Source organism: Paenibacillus sp. FSL R7-0198 (assembly GCF_038000415.1).
Taxonomy (GTDB): domain Bacteria; phylum Bacillota; class Bacilli; order Paenibacillales; family Paenibacillaceae; genus Paenibacillus.
This window is the reverse complement of the sequence record NZ_JBBOCB010000001.1, coordinates 4,669,527-4,686,249: the sequence shown is the minus strand read 5'-3', so window position 1 is coordinate 4,686,249 and position 16,723 is coordinate 4,669,527. Positions and strand designations below refer to the sequence as shown.

At 45.8% G+C, this 16,723-nt stretch carries 13 protein-coding genes and 1 riboswitch; of the genes, 3 read left to right on the top strand and 10 right to left on the bottom strand.

Translation table 11 applies throughout. The features are described 5' to 3' along the window. Positions 1-85: 85 nt before the first annotated feature. From MKY87_RS20350 to MKY87_RS20320, 7 genes are all read right to left on the bottom strand, one after another. Entirely contained in the window at positions 86-943 is an 858-nt protein-coding gene (locus tag MKY87_RS20350) for a MetQ/NlpA family ABC transporter substrate-binding protein (protein ID WP_340965892.1), read from the bottom strand. Positions 944-989: 46 nt separating this feature from the next. Beyond that, positions 990-1,661, bottom strand: a complete 672-nt coding sequence (locus MKY87_RS20345; protein ID WP_047841707.1) for a methionine ABC transporter permease — start codon at positions 1,659-1,661, stop codon at positions 990-992. Beyond that, on the bottom strand, positions 1,658-2,467 hold the full coding sequence (locus tag MKY87_RS20340; protein ID WP_340965891.1) for a methionine ABC transporter ATP-binding protein: 810 nt from the start codon (positions 2,465-2,467) through the stop codon (positions 1,658-1,660). The genes MKY87_RS20345 and MKY87_RS20340 overlap by 4 nt, the downstream gene beginning before the upstream one ends. Before the next feature lie 131 nt (positions 2,468-2,598). After that, the gene (locus MKY87_RS20335) at positions 2,599-4,902 is read right to left on the bottom strand and encodes an outer membrane protein assembly factor BamB family protein (RefSeq protein WP_340965890.1); all 2,304 of its coding nucleotides are present in this window, start codon (positions 4,900-4,902) and stop codon (positions 2,599-2,601) included. 100 nt (positions 4,903-5,002) lie between these two features. Next, a complete protein-coding gene (locus MKY87_RS20330) occupies positions 5,003-5,797 on the bottom strand; it encodes an energy-coupling factor transporter transmembrane component T family protein (protein ID WP_340965889.1) in 795 nt (264 codons plus the stop codon). Continuing rightward, positions 5,772-7,343 carry an ABC transporter ATP-binding protein gene (locus tag MKY87_RS20325; protein ID WP_340965888.1) on the bottom strand — a complete coding sequence of 524 codons (1,572 nt, stop codon included), beginning with the start codon at positions 7,341-7,343 and terminating at the stop codon, positions 5,772-5,774. The genes MKY87_RS20330 and MKY87_RS20325 overlap by 26 nt, the downstream gene beginning before the upstream one ends. Further along, entirely contained in the window at positions 7,344-7,937 is a 594-nt protein-coding gene (locus tag MKY87_RS20320; protein WP_036672660.1) for an ECF transporter S component, read from the bottom strand. It abuts the gene before it with no gap. 501 nt (positions 7,938-8,438) lie between these two features. Here MKY87_RS20320 and MKY87_RS20315 point away from each other — a divergent pair. After that, positions 8,439-9,392 carry a copper amine oxidase N-terminal domain-containing protein gene (locus tag MKY87_RS20315; RefSeq protein ID WP_340965887.1) on the top strand — a complete coding sequence of 318 codons (954 nt, stop codon included), beginning with the start codon at positions 8,439-8,441 and terminating at the stop codon, positions 9,390-9,392. 190 nt (positions 9,393-9,582) lie between these two features. On the opposite strand, the gene MKY87_RS20310 is transcribed toward MKY87_RS20315, so the two are convergent. The 3 genes from MKY87_RS20310 to MKY87_RS20300 form a co-directional block, all read right to left on the bottom strand. Beyond that, on the bottom strand, positions 9,583-10,251 hold the full coding sequence (locus MKY87_RS20310) for a pectate lyase (RefSeq protein WP_289391203.1): 669 nt from the start codon (positions 10,249-10,251) through the stop codon (positions 9,583-9,585). 340 nt (positions 10,252-10,591) lie between these two features. Next, entirely contained in the window at positions 10,592-13,426 is a 2,835-nt protein-coding gene (locus MKY87_RS20305) for an S-layer homology domain-containing protein (RefSeq protein ID WP_340965885.1), read from the bottom strand. 265 nt (positions 13,427-13,691) lie between these two features. Beyond that, positions 13,692-14,567 (bottom strand): radical SAM/SPASM domain-containing protein, encoded by an 876-nt coding sequence (locus MKY87_RS20300; protein ID WP_036606150.1) that lies wholly within the window; start codon positions 14,565-14,567, stop codon positions 13,692-13,694. A 217-nt stretch (positions 14,568-14,784) separates the two neighbouring features. Then, positions 14,785-14,887, top strand: a riboswitch (TPP riboswitch). A 158-nt stretch (positions 14,888-15,045) separates the two neighbouring features. Between MKY87_RS20300 and MKY87_RS20295 the strand changes: the two genes are divergently transcribed. Then, positions 15,046-15,810 (top strand): ABC transporter ATP-binding protein, encoded by a 765-nt coding sequence (locus tag MKY87_RS20295; protein WP_340965884.1) that lies wholly within the window; start codon positions 15,046-15,048, stop codon positions 15,808-15,810. After that, positions 15,800-16,630, top strand: a complete 831-nt coding sequence (locus MKY87_RS20290; RefSeq protein ID WP_340965882.1) for an ABC transporter permease — start codon at positions 15,800-15,802, stop codon at positions 16,628-16,630. Before MKY87_RS20295 ends, MKY87_RS20290 begins: the two co-directional genes overlap by 11 nt. The last annotated feature ends 93 nt before the right edge of the window (positions 16,631-16,723 follow it).

Here is a 16,723-nt window from a genome sequence, read left to right as displayed (position 1 = left end):
GTTAATAAGCACGCAGATGACAAAAAAAAGATCCAAGCGTTATCGCTCAGATCTAAAGGCTATTAGTATTGGACCAACGTATTCTCTATTTAAATGCCGGGATCGCAATATCGGCGTATTTCTCTTCAAAGAAGGCTTTGACCTCTGGACCCGCCATGCGTTTAGCCAACTTCTGGATCGCTTCGGAGTCCTTATTATCCTCACGAGCAACCAGGGTAATCGCAAAATGGGAATCATCCTTCTCGGTTAACAATGCATCCTTTTTCGGTGTAAGACCGAGCGGACTGGCATATGCAGGTGTCATGGCTACCAGATCAGCATCATCCATCATGCGAGCCAGCATCAACAAGTCCACTTCCTCAAACTTGAAGTTCTTTGTATTCTCGGTGATGTCTGCCTGTGTGGCGTTAAAACCTACGCCCTCTTTCAGCTTAATCAACCCGTTCTGCTCCAGCATCACAAGAGAGCGACCAATGTTGGAAGGATCGTTTGCAATTGCAATCGTTGCACCTTCTGGCAATTCCTCAATCGTTTTGTACTTTTTGGAGTAGCCCCCATAGATGGCATTATAGATAGGCTGCACGGCCACCAGGTTCGTATTGTTCGCTTCATTATACTGAGTCATGTAAGGCACGTGTTGGAAGAAGTTTGCATCCACTTCCTTATTCGCGAGTGCCGTATTTGGTTGAACGTTATCGGACAGTACAACAACTTCCAGGTTGACGCCATCTTCCTTCAATAGCGGTTTAACAATATCCAGTACGTCTGTCATCGGCGGAATCAATGTGGCCACTTTCAGCGTAACTTCTTGTGCAGCTTGTGTGTCTTCCTTCGTTCCTTCAGCCGCAGGTGTTTCTTCTTTTTTGCCACAAGCAGCTACAACCAGCATTACTGCAAGCAACATAAGCATCATTTTTGCTTTCATTTCATGTCTACCCCTCATCGTATAATCTGTATTGGTTATTCGTGATAATGCGCGGTCCAACCGTTCAGGATCTGCGATCCAGCCAGTGGGACAGTCTGCTGCCTGTGAATTGGATCATCTGTACCAGGATAATCATAATGATGATCGTAAATACCATAATCTCCGTTTCGAAGCGCTGATAACCGTAGCGAATGGCAAAATCGCCAACCCCTCCGCCACCTACAATGCCCATCACCGTCGAGTAGGAGATGAAGCTAATCGTAGCTGTCGTGAGTCCCAGTACAAGGCCAGATCGTGCCTCCACGTACAAGAATTTCACCACAAGTTGCATCGTCGATGCCCCCATGGAAGCAGCAGCTTCAACCACTCCCCTAGGTACATCCAGCAACGCTTGTTCCACCAGTCTGGCGTAGTAGGCAATTGCAATGACCGAGAGTGGCACGGTTGCCGCCAGCGTACCTATGGACGTTCCCACGACAATCCGTGTGAATGGAATCATGAATACAACCAGCAGTAAGAACGGAAACGAACGAACGATGTTGACGACACTGCCGAGTACAAAAGACAGCGTTTGATTCTGATACCGTTGTCCTCTCCGGAATAAGTACAGCAGTGTACCCAGAGGTAACCCGATCAGAACAGCTGCCGCAATGGAGATGCCCACCATGACAAAAGTCTCTCCGATCGCCTGCCATATCTCATGCTGATACTTCAGCACAGACTCAGGTAACCTCATGACTTGTCCTCCTGTTCTGCCTGACGGAACAAAGACGAACCTGTCATCCCGTATTCGTCACCCGCAAGCAAGGAGGTCAGCAGATCAGGCTGTGGAGCGGGGATACTGCTCACTTCCACTTTAGACAACGTACGAACGAGTCGCCCATCCTTCATGACGGATATCCTGTGACATAGTCTGCGAGCCACTTCCATCTCATGCGTCACTACAACAATGGTCACGCCCAGCGTTTCATTGACATGACGCAGCACGTCCAGGATACCGCTTGTGGTCTGTGGATCAAGCGAAGAGGTCGGTTCATCACAGAGCAGCACATCCGGACGACTGGCGAGCGCCCGTGCAATCGCCACACGCTGCTTCTGTCCTCCGCTAAGCTGAGCAGGATATTGATCTGCCTTGTCTTCCAGTCCAACAAACCGCAGTACCTCAAGTCCACGTTTAACTCGCTGCGCACGAGATATACCCGCCAGTTCCAGCGGCATGCAGACATTGCCACTCACCGTTCGGTTACTGACCAGATTGAAGTGTTGAAAGATCATGCCAATGGATCTTCGTGCCTGACGCAGACTCTGTTCATTCATCTGGGTCAGGTGCTGCCCATTCACAACAACCTCACCATCATCCGGCTTTTCCAATCCGTTGAGCATTCGCAGAAGCGTGGATTTACCCGCACCACTCGATCCGATGATGCCATGTATTTCGCCTTGTCCCACTTCGAGGGACACCGAGCTTAATGCTTCGAATCCCTGATCTGCACGGGAACCGCGCTCGTTATAACGTTTGCTTACACCATATAATGAGATCATGGAGAGTCCTCCCGTGAATGATCATGCATGGTTCTTCAAGAACACATGAAGAAAGCCCGCACAGCCGATAACCGGAGCGCGAGCAATCCTGTTCATCTATAATAAATCAACATCCCTGATGAGACAAGCTTTTAAGGTGAGATTGCCTCGTGCAGGCGGCTGGCTTCATATACACGAAAACGTCCGTTGGACGAACCCACGTACACATCATTGCCGATCCGGTTGATCGTTCCATTCTTCGCATCCCGGTCGCGATGCTCCGGGTTTCCCATCACAACATCATGTACACGACCTAACAGTGCTCCATTCTTTTTGTTCATTACGAGCAAATTCTCGTCCATGGGCAACAGCAAATGATCATCAATGACCAGATAACTTCCCTGATTCGTCGGATGCCTTAGTGTTGCAATCGTATCTTTGGCATTCCAACGCGTCTCCCCCGTTTTATAATCCACAGCCGCCGGGTAGCCATTCTTAATCACATACAACTGATTCTCTTCCACCAGTCCTCGTTCAATCTTGCCCTTGAGCGTCCAGCGGGTTTTGCCTGTCTTGGTATCATACAGGCTAGTTGTAAAATCTTCATATTCTCCGTAATGATCGCCGTTTTTGTTCTCACGGATCAACAACATGCCATCATTCAGCTCCTCAAATCGCTGTCCTACCCGAGCAGGGAATTGGGCAAGCTTTTTCCCCGTCTTCAGATCAAGCAGAAACCACTGATTATCTAGTGATAGCCATCTTTCAGCATTCGTGGTTGCAAAGGGATCAAGACGTTCAATTCCACCAGTATATGGATCATTCCAAAATTGTTCTATGGTGGATCGTTTGCCCTTTAAGCTCCATACGGTTCGCCCTGATTGCGGATCGACTGCAACCAGCTTATTCTTTTCCCAATACAACACATAGGGGTCATCTGCACTCTTGTTCAACAATTCATAACCCGTAGCCAGTTTTCGCGTCCACAATGTTTTTCCGTTTGCACTGTCCAGAACCGTTAACCAACTGTTGCTTGAGCTCTCAACAACCGGGTTATCCACAACCACAACGTTCTTCGCAGCGGTGATACCATTTAGTCTAAAATTTTGCTTAGGGGTGTACGTCCACGTGACCTTTCCGTTCTTCAAGTTCAGATGACGAATACGATCCACGTATTTTTTCTTTTCCGGGTCATAATCGGTGTAGATTGTAACGTATTTGCGCTCTGCATCCACCTCTGCCTGCTGTCTTCCAAAGCCCCCATTAATCCCCCATAATTTCTGGCCTGTATGTCGGTCAAGAGCATATATGGAGCCTTCGTAGTAACCTCCGCTAAATCCACCGTCATCGCCTTTCATCAGGAGCACATCATCCGTGGCTGCTTGTAAAAAAGTGTAGTTAATATCTCCCTGGTTCGTCCATACCGGTTTCCAAGGTATTGTCGTCGGCAGCGTTGTGCCATAGATTTTTGTCGTGAACCCATATTCATCCGCCCGACTGATGTTCCAATCGGAAACGACAGTATTTCGATTATCCTGTGCTAAATTCCAGCGTGTTCTGACCAGTCTGCCATTCTTGTTGAACGTGACCAGAAATTGCGCATCTTCCCGCTCATATCTCCAGGTCTGCCCAATACTCATTGCATAACCGGTATCATTCAAATTGCTTGAACTCTCTTTCCAATCCGGTTCGCCTAACCACCAAGCCACTTGTTTGGAGATGGTTGCCTTGTTCAGCTTCATATCTGTCAGATGGCGTATAACCGAAGTTGGCAGCGATGCCTCCTGATTGAACCAACCCTCAGCCACATTCATCCGCTGTTCTATAGCCTGTGCCTTGATCCAGAAGAGTCCTGGCCGATACGTGAAGGACTCTGTATTCCAGACTCGTGGGGCAATGGAGACCCCATACCATCCTTTCCACTTTGCAACAATAAGAGCCTTACCTGTCAGCGCTTTCTCAAAAGACCAGGTTGTAGCACTGTCTGGAGCCAGATACAGCTTGCTGCCGGATTGGAGCGTGAAGCTTTGGGGAGCTGTTTCCGTCATGCTTCTGCTCTCCTTCAATGCATACCAACTCGGCAGCCAGAAGTCTCCATGATCGGTTGACTTAAGCTGCATCCACTCGCCTCGAACCGAGGCCAACGTATATTTTTCGTTTTTTGTTGTATAATATTCAATTCCCATTTGGTCAGCAGCCACACTGCCGTCCCTCCTGTTTTTGAACAGAGGGATGTCATTCATGAGTGTAATGATATCTCCTTGTTTGTAGGCTAACTGTGATGATAAAGCTTGAGGGCTTGCCCCCAAGGCTTGCGGTGTCGTAACCGAAGCTTGTCCTCCAAGCACAACCATTTTGGAATCCAGGAGCATCCATCCCGTCAACAGCATAGCTGATAATCCAGTCATGGTAATCCATTTGTACCCCGTTCTCTGCCAGTCAGGACCCGTCTTCACTTTCGTTCATCCCCATCCATTAGAAGTTATTTCCATATAGACGCCGTAAACAGGAAAAAGTTACCGGTTACCTCAATATATTTCTCTCTATCTCCCCGTATTACCTTACATCCACCATCGTAGCATGATAAGGAAAGGTAATCCCGATGTAATAAGCCGCTGTTAAGGTGAGGATATAATAAAATACAAACCACAGATCAGCTCGCGAATAGCCAATCTGAATGTAATACGTGCGGCTCGCGCCATCTATGAACCCTTTCGCTTCCATCGCTACCGCCATTCGCTGTGCACGGCGAATGCTCTGTGCCAGCAGCGGAATAGCGTAACGCTTGAGTGTACCATACACGTTCCAGCGAGAGCCACGTTGCCGTGTTCCACGTATACGAATAGCGTAACGGAGCGTCTGGAATTCATCCAGCAAAATCGGGATCATACGCATCGCGGCCAGAAAGCTATAGGCATATTTTGCAGGAAGCTTCCATTGCTGCATCAGGGAATAAAACAGCCGTACCGGCTTGGTCGTGAGACCAAAGAATAACCCAGCCGCTGCCATGCTCAGCGAGCGAAAACCCAAGTGTAGACCGCGATAGAAGCTCTCTTCGGTTATGTGAATCAGTCCCCATTTATACCATGTGGTCTCGCCCTTACCAAACATCATCATACCTGTAGACGTGGAAATAAACACCAGAATGAATGGGGACGCGTACAGGATCAATCTATACCACGGATGACCTGTCCAGCACAGTAATAACATCATCGCCACAGCAACATTGGCCATTACATTCAGATTGTGGATAAGGATAACGATAACAAACATCATCGTCAGAATGATCATCTTTAATCCCGGATTGACGTTATGAAGCCAGGTTTCACGGTGAGGAAACGACAATTGCATCAGTTAACCTCCCCTCATCTACCGTCCAGATTCGGGTGCAATATCTTTTTACAATTTCACGATCATGGGTAACCATAACAATAGCTGTTCCCTCTCTCCGCAATTGCTCCAGTTGTGCTAACATGGCAAACGTATTGCGGGCATCCTGTCCAAAAGTAGGTTCATCCAACAGCAGTATTCGCTGCTCTCTCACCAGTGCAGAGGCAACGCTCAAGCGTCGTTTCTGCCCCATCGATAATTGGTAGGGATGACGCTCGGACAGGTCGATTAATCCAAATTGATTCAACATATGATCAGTCCTGACAAGTCTTTCTTCCGTTGTAAGCCTGCCCCCCAGCAATGAGAATTCCACTTCTTCCGCGACGGTGTTGGTCACAAATTGAAACTCCGGGTTCTGAAATACAAACGCGATTTGATCTGCAAGCTGCTCCGTTTTGCCAGAAGGCTGGCCTACAACCTCATAATGACCTGTTGTTTTCAGGATATTCATCAGAGATAACAACAATGAACTCTTTCCAGCTCCATTAGCTCCGACAATACCAATCCAGTCTCCATGCCATACTTTGGCCTGCTCGACCTGAATGAAGGGTGTTTTCCCACGCCATCCGGTGAACTGCTTCAAGTCCAGTGCAGGCTGATAGGTGGGTGATACAGGTGATAAGGATGAACCATGAGATATGGGAAATAGGCCCGGTGTATCTGGTAAACCCGACGATTGCTGTGCTTCCAAGCTTGAGATGTTCTGATCCACACACACTTGAAGCTCTCCAGAATTACTTCCCTCTTCCTCCTTAGCTGCCTGCTCGTGCTCATCCCACACACCCGGATACCAGATTCCATAAGCCTTCAGCTTGCCCCGTTCATGCGTAAACACCTGCTGTGCTGGCCCATCCGCCACGATCTTTCCTTCAGGTGATAACACAATGATGCGGTCGACCATATCCACAATCTTGTTTATTTTGTGTTCAACGATGATGATTGTTTTGTCACTGGCGATCCGTTTAACGGTATCCCACACCTGGGAAGTACCCTCATCATCCAGCAGTGCAGTGGGTTCATCCAAAAACAATACCTCCGGGTCCATGGCAAGCATTGAAGCAATCGCAAGACGCTGCTTCATCCCCTGAGACATGGACTGGATTAATACACGATTCTGTTCAAAGGATAACCCCACTTGTTTCAGATAATATTCAATCAGAGCCGGCATCTTTTCACGTGGAATATTTCGGTTTTCCAGCACAAATGCGATCTCTTCATCCGTAAAGGACATACAGAACTGGGTATCCGGATCTTGAAAGACCACTCCTGCTTTGGCGGAAACCTGAATATCATCACATTTCATTGGAATCTCAACCGAACGTGGTATCAGACCGCTCAGAATTTGCAATAACGTTGATTTACCGGAGCCACTCGGGCCAAGCAACAGCACTTTCTCTCCTTGACGCACAGAAAGAGACAAGCCTTGAAATACCAAGGCTTTCTCTCCCGGGAACTTGCATCTTAGATTTGTCACACTTACCGCTTGCGAATTCCCCTCTCCGCTCATCTAATCCAACGCCTCATAATCCTGTTTGGATACCGGTCTGAGTGAGCGTGTCACACCGGTCAGTTCCAATGCTTTGGCGAGATAATAAGCAAACACTCCGGCAATCAAGATGCTTCCGATGAAGCGGAATCCGATAAATAACGTATAATTCCAAGCCGAGAGTGAATCAATATACCCGTATTGATAATCCAGCAAAAGCGAAGCCGCTGCAGCTCCTATGGCTGCAAGACAAGTGACAAACAGATTGGTTTTTCGATACAAAAATGCGGCGAAGAATATCTCGGCTCCCAACCCTTGCAACAAACCATACACAAGTGTGGACATGCCCCATTCACTGCCCAGAAAGGCACTTACCGTTGAAGCCGCAACTTCGGCAAGAATAGCCACGCCTGGTTTACGAATGATAACAAAAGCAAACGTGCCCGCCATAAACCACATGCCGTAGATCATCTGCTCCGCATGAACGCCAAATGGTTTCATCAAGTCATATGTAGGTCCCCATATCTTGTAAATCACCCCAAATACCACTGCGATCACGATGGTTACCAGAATATCCGTTAGTTTCAATCGCTTGTTGCCTGCTGTTGTTGCCATGTTCTCTACGTCCTTCCTCTGTTCCCTGTGAGGGTTATCAAAATAAACGAAAAAAGCCTCCCCGGTTCCGGGCAGGCCTTACGTACAGTGTACAATCCTCACAATGATGTAATGGATGGATGTCGAAAATACGGAATATCAACCAGCACCCCTCCGCCCTGGCAGCTACATCACCACAGTTCAAAGAGTCAGATGTTCATCCACGTTCATTCCCCACAATTCACCCTTACATATCGCAAATCCATGTTCTCTACGCTGGCATTACCCAGATCAGATGTACGGTCAGCGGCACAAGGCCACTCTCTCAGCCCAACTTCATTGAGCTCCCGGTTCACTTATTTCATTGCTTCTAATGTACATCAGATGGGTATTTGTGGCAATCCCTAGAAAAAGCTTTATTTGGGGTAACAGGGAACAGGACATCGGATGGTTCACTTTCCATAATATGAAACATTTAGGTTATGTAGTCCGTCTTAAACATTAGAAGGGAGATGGATAGTGATGAAAGATTACAACTCTGTTTGGCAGCTTAAAACATGGAAAATGGTCCTTGCCGCTTCGATACTCACCGCAGGCACGGCACCTGCCTTACTCTCATCCACTGTGGCGGAAGCCGCAGCAACTAAACCTCATCCGACAGCTTATATTAACAATGTTCAAGCTCAATATGATGTTGTCATACGGCAGGGTATTACGTACGTGGCATTGACGGAGCTTCAATTCCTCGGCAACTATACGTTTGGTTACAATAACAAAACAAAAGAGATCAGCATTAATACAGGCAGCGATAAGTATGTCCTTACACCTAACAGCAAAACAATGAAGAAAAACGGTCAGAATGCGACATTATCCTCAGCGCCGATTCTGGTGAATGGTAAAGCGATGCTTCCGCTCCGTGCCATCGGTGAAGCTTTTGGTGCCAAGGTGCAGTGGAACCAGAAGGCCAAGGAAGCCTACATTTACACTACCGATGCTACGATTGTAAAAGAATATAACAGTTCCGATCTGACTGTGGCGCGTGAAGCCGCACTGCATCTGCCCCGCTTTTCTGAACTGGGACAAGCACGTCTGGACATTCGCAACCCTTTGGGTCCAGTGGATTCATCCATTGAATACATTTTTGAACAAGGCAAAAAAGATCGTTTCTTCGTTGTTGAGGATAACGATCTGATCAGTTATTATATCCTCAAAAATGGAAGTGCCCTACTACAATGGCAGGCCAACATCAGCAAAAGTGCTGGAACCATCGGTGACCTGTTCTTTATTAAAACCAAAGCCGTTGCTGAAGCAGGGACTCGTCCTTCCGTAGCAGGTCAAACACTCGTATCATTCAAGTACTCTCGCATGCTTGAAGAAACCTCTTACGAGATCATGAACAAATTGGGCTCTATTGATACCGGTTCTGTTACCCCCGAGAAAGGCAAAATCATCGTTGAAGTTCTGGGAGAAAAATAATATGAGCCTCCGCTATAAAACATTGCTCAGGAGAACTATAAGAACTATACTATGACATCTGCATTACAAAAAGCGTCCCTCAAAGTCAGTGTGGCAATGACCTTGGAACGCTCTTTTTGGCGTTATATTTTAACTTCAAATCACAAGTGGAGCTTAAACTTTTACCAACTCCAGCGATTCAATCTCCTGTTTAATATTGCGTATTGCCGGATTGACTGGTCTTACCTGAAGCAAACCCCTTGAACAACGTTGGTACTTTGGAATAACGGGTATTCGTAATTTTGCCTTGTGATGTACTGCTGTCTGTACGCATAATCGAATCTTTCACATTGGAAATGTTTGAGTTATCCAGCGTCATATTAACTGCGAAGGAAGTTCCACCATTTTGGCGAACCAGTTTGCCAATATCATCTGCACGGAAATTTTTGATGTTAATCGTTCCAGCTGCATTCATCTGGAACACTTTATCATAAGCCTTGTACGCTGCCCCACCGGTAATATTAACCGTTCCAGCCGACTTCAATGTCAGAGCATCCTCGCCTACGTCCTCCCAGACTACATTCGATATATTACAGTTACCATAACAGTGAACACCATCGGCAGCAGGTGATCCGATATTTACATTTTTGAGCGTGGCCCCTGCCTCCAGACGGAAGACTGGCTTCTGGCCCTCTGCTTGAGACCCATCACCCAGTGTGGAAGGATTGGCTACAAATGTTTTGCCTTGACCGTCATAGGTCGTGCCCTTTGGAACAACAATCGTTGAATTAACAACTGTAGGTGCAGCAGCAACCGGAACTGCACCAAATATGGAAGCAACCAAACCAGCGGACAACAACAACGTCAATATTTTTTTCATAATTTTATTCCTCCCTTATTCTCTCGTTATTTGGTAGTGTACAAGCCTAAGCTTGTCCTGGAAGTTCGTCAGAGGTGCACCTCTGTCCGATCCACAACCTAATCCTACCAAATAAGGAAGGTAACTAGAATAATCATTAGATCACGTTTGTATTTTCCAGCATTGAGCCTGATGTTTCAGCATGCTTTGAGGTATCATGTCTACTTGTTATGTACCGATATCAACTTCGGATATGCTCTATTTAAGCAACCAAAAGTTTCCGACAAAAAAAAGAAACCCTTAGTCTTTTTATAGACAGGGTTTCTACATGATACATTTAAAACTAATCTAAGTACTCTCTTTATTCTAGAGTTTCCAATTCATCTTCGTTAATTTCATCCGATGGTTGAAGTGAAGTGAGTGGATCAACATTAGTAAATTGATTTACTGTTTCATAAGTAACCACACCTTCTTCAGAAACGATCATTCTGAGAACAACCCAGTATCTTTCATTACCACTGGCATCTGCGACAGTATACGTTGCACTTGGAGTGGCTACAGCACCACGGAACACGTCAATTTTGGCACCAGATTTCTTGATTGTGCTTGATCCAGAAAAATGATGAACATAGAATGTATACGTTCCAGGAAGTAAATGACGAATGGTTGTTGTTTCAGGTCCGTAAGACGTTACATCATCCAAATCCAAATCAACCATAAGTTCACCATTATTATAATATTGTTTATCAGAGTAGTACGTATGGAACATTCCCTCATCACCTGCTGGACCTACGAGGTGTGAATCCAGATCCACTGGATCTTTACCCCAAGTTAACACGAAGCGTGTTTCATCTTGTGTAGGTATTTCTATAGCAGTTTGATTCTCACGTTTATTCTCCACATTTACTGCCGAGACACCAATGAGATAAGTTGTAATATATTTTGTATCTCCACCTCCAAGTTCACCTGTGTAGATGCCTGGGGGAAGATTGATATAGTAGTTTCCTTGAGTATTCGTTTTGACAGTACCAACAATTTCACCTGTTTTGTTGTCCAGGCCTCTTCTAAAAGAAATACTTAAATTGGCAACCGGTGCTCCAGCTACATCCTTGATGTGACCACCGAATCCAGTAAGTTTGATTGCACCACTTTGGCTTCCTGCAAAATGTGTTTTATTAACATCTGACTCCACAGTGATGTACAATGTGGCTCCATAGCTATCAATAGCATCAAAAGTAAATTCGCCATTGCGGTACTGCAAGTTATTCAATTGTTGTTCCGCCCCATCAAAATAGGCACGAACTACGAAATCATTTGCAGCCAGTTCGGAAGGTTCCAAACCCTCAGTAAAATTCAACTTTACACTTCCATTTGTAACTTGAATCCCTTTGAGTGTCGGATAGACTGTTCCTTCGTTATAGACTGCAACGGTTACCGGAACATTGATTTCGAAATCTCCATATTTAGCTTTTACCACTGTCGTACCATTGCCTTTAGCTTGAATCTTGCCTGAGTCAACAATGGCAATGGTGCTATCCTCGACATTCCATTCTGCAATGGAAGTGATATCTTTGATCGCTGAGGTAGCGATACCCGTGAATACGATCTGACGGGTCGAATCAATTGCTGAAAACTCTGTTTCTTGAGGTGAATAAACTATACTAGTCACTGTAGGATCTACCTCAATAGCTGGGGGGTGATTAAGTTGACTAAAATCAATACCTTCTACATTGACCAGAGCTGAAGATAATGTTCCCGCTCCAGAAAATTGTACGATTGCATTTAATATAGCCCGACTCACTACAGCACCATGGTTAATTTTAAACACTGTGTTCAATGCTTCTTGGAACACCTCAAGATTTTCAATGGTGGAATTATCTCCGAACTCCACTGAAACTTGTTCTGCATGAACCATTACAGAGTCGAAGCTTCCACTGAGCACTACCGAAGAATTATGGGGAATCGACTCTGCTATTTCAATCGGTCCGACATCACCCGTGGAGACATTCTGTACGATTGCACCAGATCTAATTTCAATCTGCTGAACATTACTTCCACCTTCAAGGACCAAACGAACACTGCCGTCCGCTTTGTCAACAATCACTGTTGCAAGAACCGAGTCCACTGCATGAATACTATTTGGTCCTCCGCCTTGAATCTCAGTCGTTCCCGTGACACTAACATTATCAAGAGTCACGTCACCGTTTCCTACGGACTCAAGTATCTTCAGCCTACCATTTATTTTGGTATTTTTTAGAACGACACCTTGAGAACTAATAGTTATATTTCCAGTTACATTACCAAGAGTATATGTACCTGGAGCAGAGAGATTATTACTAGGGGTTTGTTCCCCGCCTCCACTATTTCCACCATTGTTACTTCCGTTCCCTTTATCTCCGGAGCTGCTACCGCTATTTCCCTTACTGTTACCTTCAGAAGGTTTTGCTGTTTCAGGTTTTGCTTCATTTGAATCTTCAGTATCAATCTCTGTCTTGGCAGGAGCCATGTAACTATCATATGTAGACTTATTTGTCACAAACTCATATGCAAGTCTCGCTAGCGCCTGTCGATCTGCTACGCCTGATGGATTAAATTTTACTGTTCCATCTTTTTGAACTAATCCTTTGATAAAACCAGATTGATAGGCTAGTGTTACAGAATCTTTCGCCCAGTTAGATACTTGACCCAAATCTGAGAGTTGTGGTTTGAATGTTTGACTCGTTACATCTTGAATGTCCCAACCAAAGGCTCTAACAAAAAATACAGCCAACTCTTCTCTTGTCACATTTTTATTAGGCGAAAAGCTATCTTTGGAGGTACCTTGAGCAATTCCAGATTTGACAAGTGCACCTACATATCCGGCATACCATTGATCTTCCTTTACATCTCTGAATTGACTTACTTCGACATTATCAGGCTTTAAATTAAGCGCACCGACCATAATTTTTGCTAATTGAGCTCGTGTTACCGAATCGGAAGGTTTAAATGTCCCATCAGTAAATCCTGTGAGTATTCCTTGTTCTACTAATTTGGTTATTTCCGTTTTGGCATACGAATTATCAATGTCATTAAAAGAAGTTTTAGATGTAGCCACTTCTGCAGATACAGATAAATTGATAGATAACATAGAAACAATCAGCGACGTAGAAAGCATTAACGATAGTTTGTGATTAAACTTTTTCCATTTTGAATTCAAAACTAAAACACACTCCTCAGTAAGCTTCTGGTAGGCAAATCCAATAATATATGAATCTTTAGAACTAATTCACCTCCTAATCAATAGGATAATAATACCATGCAAATTCATAAAAACAAGATTAATAGACTATGATTTTACAAAAAAGTTGTTATCCTGAATTGATTTCAATTCTTATTATCTAAATAATTTCGCAATAAAGACAAAACGAACCTACCGAAACAAATATTTTCGGTAGGTTCGTTTTTAACTAAATTTATATATTCTAGGCTCCGAATCTCTGACGATAACCGCACTTTCGACACAACTCTTCCACAGCTTCCCGCTTGGAGAAACCATATACCAGATTGTTCGCTCGTTCACCCTCAATAATCTCCGAGAATGACTTCTCGTGCACATTACCCAAGTTAATTACACCCTCGCCATCGAGACAGCATGGAACTACCGTTCCATCTACAAGCACAGCTGCCTGCCCACGCAATGCATGGCAGAAGCCTTTGCCGTCATCTTCAGGTGCATCCAGACTTGGCCACTGGAACTCATGGTCCTGATTCAGATATACATTCGGGGCAATTTTGACCCCACTGCCTGGAACTACTTTTTCCTCAATGCGGAAGTCCAGATTGAACTCACGTTCCAATACTTCAAGAGTCTCCCGATTTCGATTCATCTGAGCATTTGTGAAGTTATCCTGTGTCAGATTCCACAGCCGGAATGAGATGATGACATTGTGCTTAACGGCCTCGTGTACAAAGGACAAAATATGACGCAGGTAACCGTCACGATCTGTTGAACCTTCATGCCCATCGAAGCTGTGCAGGGAGAAATTCATCTGTCGCAGCGCCGGTTTGCCAAGCAATTTATGCTGAGTCTTGGGCAGCAGTGTACCATTCGTTGTAATGTTCACCTTGAGTCCCTTCTCATGTGCGGAATCGAGCAACAAATCTATTTTGGGATGCAACAAGGGTTCGCCTTTGACATGTAGATAAATATGATTGGTGTGTGGTTTAACTTGATCCAGTATATTGTTGAAGACTTCAGGGTCAATGAATCCTTTGGCACGCTGTGTCTGCGGACAGAAGCTGCATGCCAGATTGCAGATACTCGTGATCTCAATATATACTTTTTTGAACGTTTTCAACTCGGGTCCCCATTCTGCTTCGGAGGGAGAACAATCCCGCCTGCATTTGTGATCCGGCCAATATGCGCCACCACTATTATATCGGGTTAGGGAGCCCAGGTAAATTGTTCAGTTGTTCGGGTCTGACTCCAAGTTCATCTCAACAATTCCATCATGCTGCCTCTTTACAGTTCATGTTCAAGTGATATATGCTGAACAGACAACTGCATATCTTGAACTTTTGCACTAGGGGAGCCTTGCGGCTGAGACGAATATGACTATTCGGACCCTTTGAACCTGATCTGGATCATACCAGCGGAGGGAAGTGGAGCGGCCTTTTAGTAAGCGGAATTTTTTCATGTATGTGAAGATAAATTGCGGATTTAACTTACAGACCCACTCATTTCTCCGGAAATGGGTGGGTCTTTTTTGTTCCTTTTGCAGAGTATAGGATGCCGTTGTTATTGCAGTAGTCTGACATCAAGGGGGTGAGGATCAGATGGATAACCATGTAACCATTCACAACGTAAGCTTTGCTTTTTCCGAAAAAAAGGATTCCCCTGTGCTCTCCAATGTGTCGCTTCAGGTTCAACAAGGAGAATTTGTCTCGCTCATTGGCTCCAGCGGATCAGGTAAAAGCACGCTCTTCAAGCTGCTCGCAGGCTTGCATGAGCCAACCGTCGGCACCATCGATATTGCTGACGTACCGCAAGGACAACGGCTCGGACGAGTCGCCTATATGCCGCAGAAAGACCTGCTGTTATCCTGGCGTACCGTCATGGAGAACTGCCTGCTGCCTGCCGAGCTGGCACCAGGCCGACAGGACAAGGACAAACTACGAGCCGATATCATCGCTGGATTGGCAAGGTTTGGCTTGTCCGGTTATGAGCAGGCCTATCCGGATGAGTTATCCGGCGGCATGCGGCAGCGGGTGGCATTGCTGCGTACCTTGCTTACAGGCGGGCAGCTCATGTTGCTGGATGAACCCTTCGGTGCACTCGACGCTTTAACCAAACGAGAAATGCATCGCTGGTTGTTGGAGCTGTGGAAAGACTTTGGACAAACCGTGCTGTTCATTACACATGACATCGAAGAAGCCCTGCTGTTAAGTGACCGTATCATTCTGTTAACTCCAGGAGGGCAAGGTCAGCAGTTGCGGGAGATGATGGTTCCTTTACCACGCCCAAGGCATTCGGACATGATCTACGAACCAGTTCTCGTGCAGATGAGGAAACAACTGGAGGAACAATTACATGCAAAATGATAGAACTGAGGTTAGCGTTTGGACGTGGTGTTCAAAGTGGCTCTCGAAGTGGTTTTCCCAATATGGTTTGTTTATTGTGCTCATGCTCTCTTTACTGGCGATCTGGGAAACGATTGTGCGTATGGGATGGGTTCCCTCCTTCATCATTCCTGCACCCACGGCCATCATAGGTTCACTGGTTGAGCACCGTCGTCTGCTGTTGACCATCCATCTGCCTGCTACCTTTATGGAGGTTGTTGTTGGTTTTGTCTTGTCCATAGTGACTGGAATTACGCTAGCAACAGGCATGCATATGAACCGATCGATTGAAAAGGCCTTGTATCCCTTCATCGTGATCAGTCAGACCATCCCGCTGATTGCCTTGTCTCCCGTATTTATCTTGTGGTTTGGTTACACGTTGTGGAGCAAAGTCGCCGTGGTGTTCCTAATCGCATTCTTCCCCATTGTGGTCAGTACCTACGATGGACTCCGCCAAGGCGATCCGGAGCAGCGTGAACTGCTGCTCACCATGGGCGCCAGCAAATGGGATATTTTTTGCAAACTCCAGGTTCCGCTGGCACTTCCCTCTTTTTTCTCGGGGTTAAAGATGTCCGTGGTGTACTGCGTGGTTGGGGCAACGATTGGCGAATGGCTTGGTGGCAGCAAAGGTCTCGGCTACTTCAGCCGCCGCATGTCCAGCAACATGAACACGGATGCGATGTTTGCCGCTATTGTGCTGTTATCCCTGCTTGGGATCGTTTTGTTTGTACTGATTGCCTGGCTGGAGAAACGGTTTAGCATACGGCGGCATGGACATGGAGGCAAAAGAAAAGTTGGATAATACTTAGACAGAAATTAGATGTAAATACAGAAGTTACAATCTTCAGAACATACCTTATGCACAAATTCAGCAGCATCTTCAATCAGTTCACTG

Coding starts and splice junctions, on each gene's coding strand:
- MKY87_RS20350 (WP_340965892.1), bottom strand. CDS start 943: ATGAGGGGTAGACATGAAATGAAAGCAAAAATGATGCTTATGTTGCTT.
- MKY87_RS20345 (WP_047841707.1), bottom strand. CDS start 1,661: ATGAGGTTACCTGAGTCTGTGCTGAAGTATCAGCATGAGATATGGCAG.
- MKY87_RS20340 (WP_340965891.1), bottom strand. CDS start 2,467: ATGATCTCATTATATGGTGTAAGCAAACGTTATAACGAGCGCGGTTCC.
- MKY87_RS20330 (WP_340965889.1), bottom strand. CDS start 5,797: ATGCAATTGTCGTTTCCTCACCGTGAAACCTGGCTTCATAACGTCAAT.
- MKY87_RS20325 (WP_340965888.1), bottom strand. CDS start 7,343: ATGAGCGGAGAGGGGAATTCGCAAGCGGTAAGTGTGACAAATCTAAGA.
- MKY87_RS20320 (WP_036672660.1), bottom strand. CDS start 7,937: ATGGCAACAACAGCAGGCAACAAGCGATTGAAACTAACGGATATTCTG.
- MKY87_RS20315 (WP_340965887.1), top strand. CDS start 8,439: ATGAAAGATTACAACTCTGTTTGGCAGCTTAAAACATGGAAAATGGTC.
- MKY87_RS20310 (WP_289391203.1), bottom strand. CDS start 10,251: ATGAAAAAAATATTGACGTTGTTGTTGTCCGCTGGTTTGGTTGCTTCC.
- MKY87_RS20295 (WP_340965884.1), top strand. CDS start 15,046: ATGGATAACCATGTAACCATTCACAACGTAAGCTTTGCTTTTTCCGAA.
- MKY87_RS20290 (WP_340965882.1), top strand. CDS start 15,800: ATGCAAAATGATAGAACTGAGGTTAGCGTTTGGACGTGGTGTTCAAAG.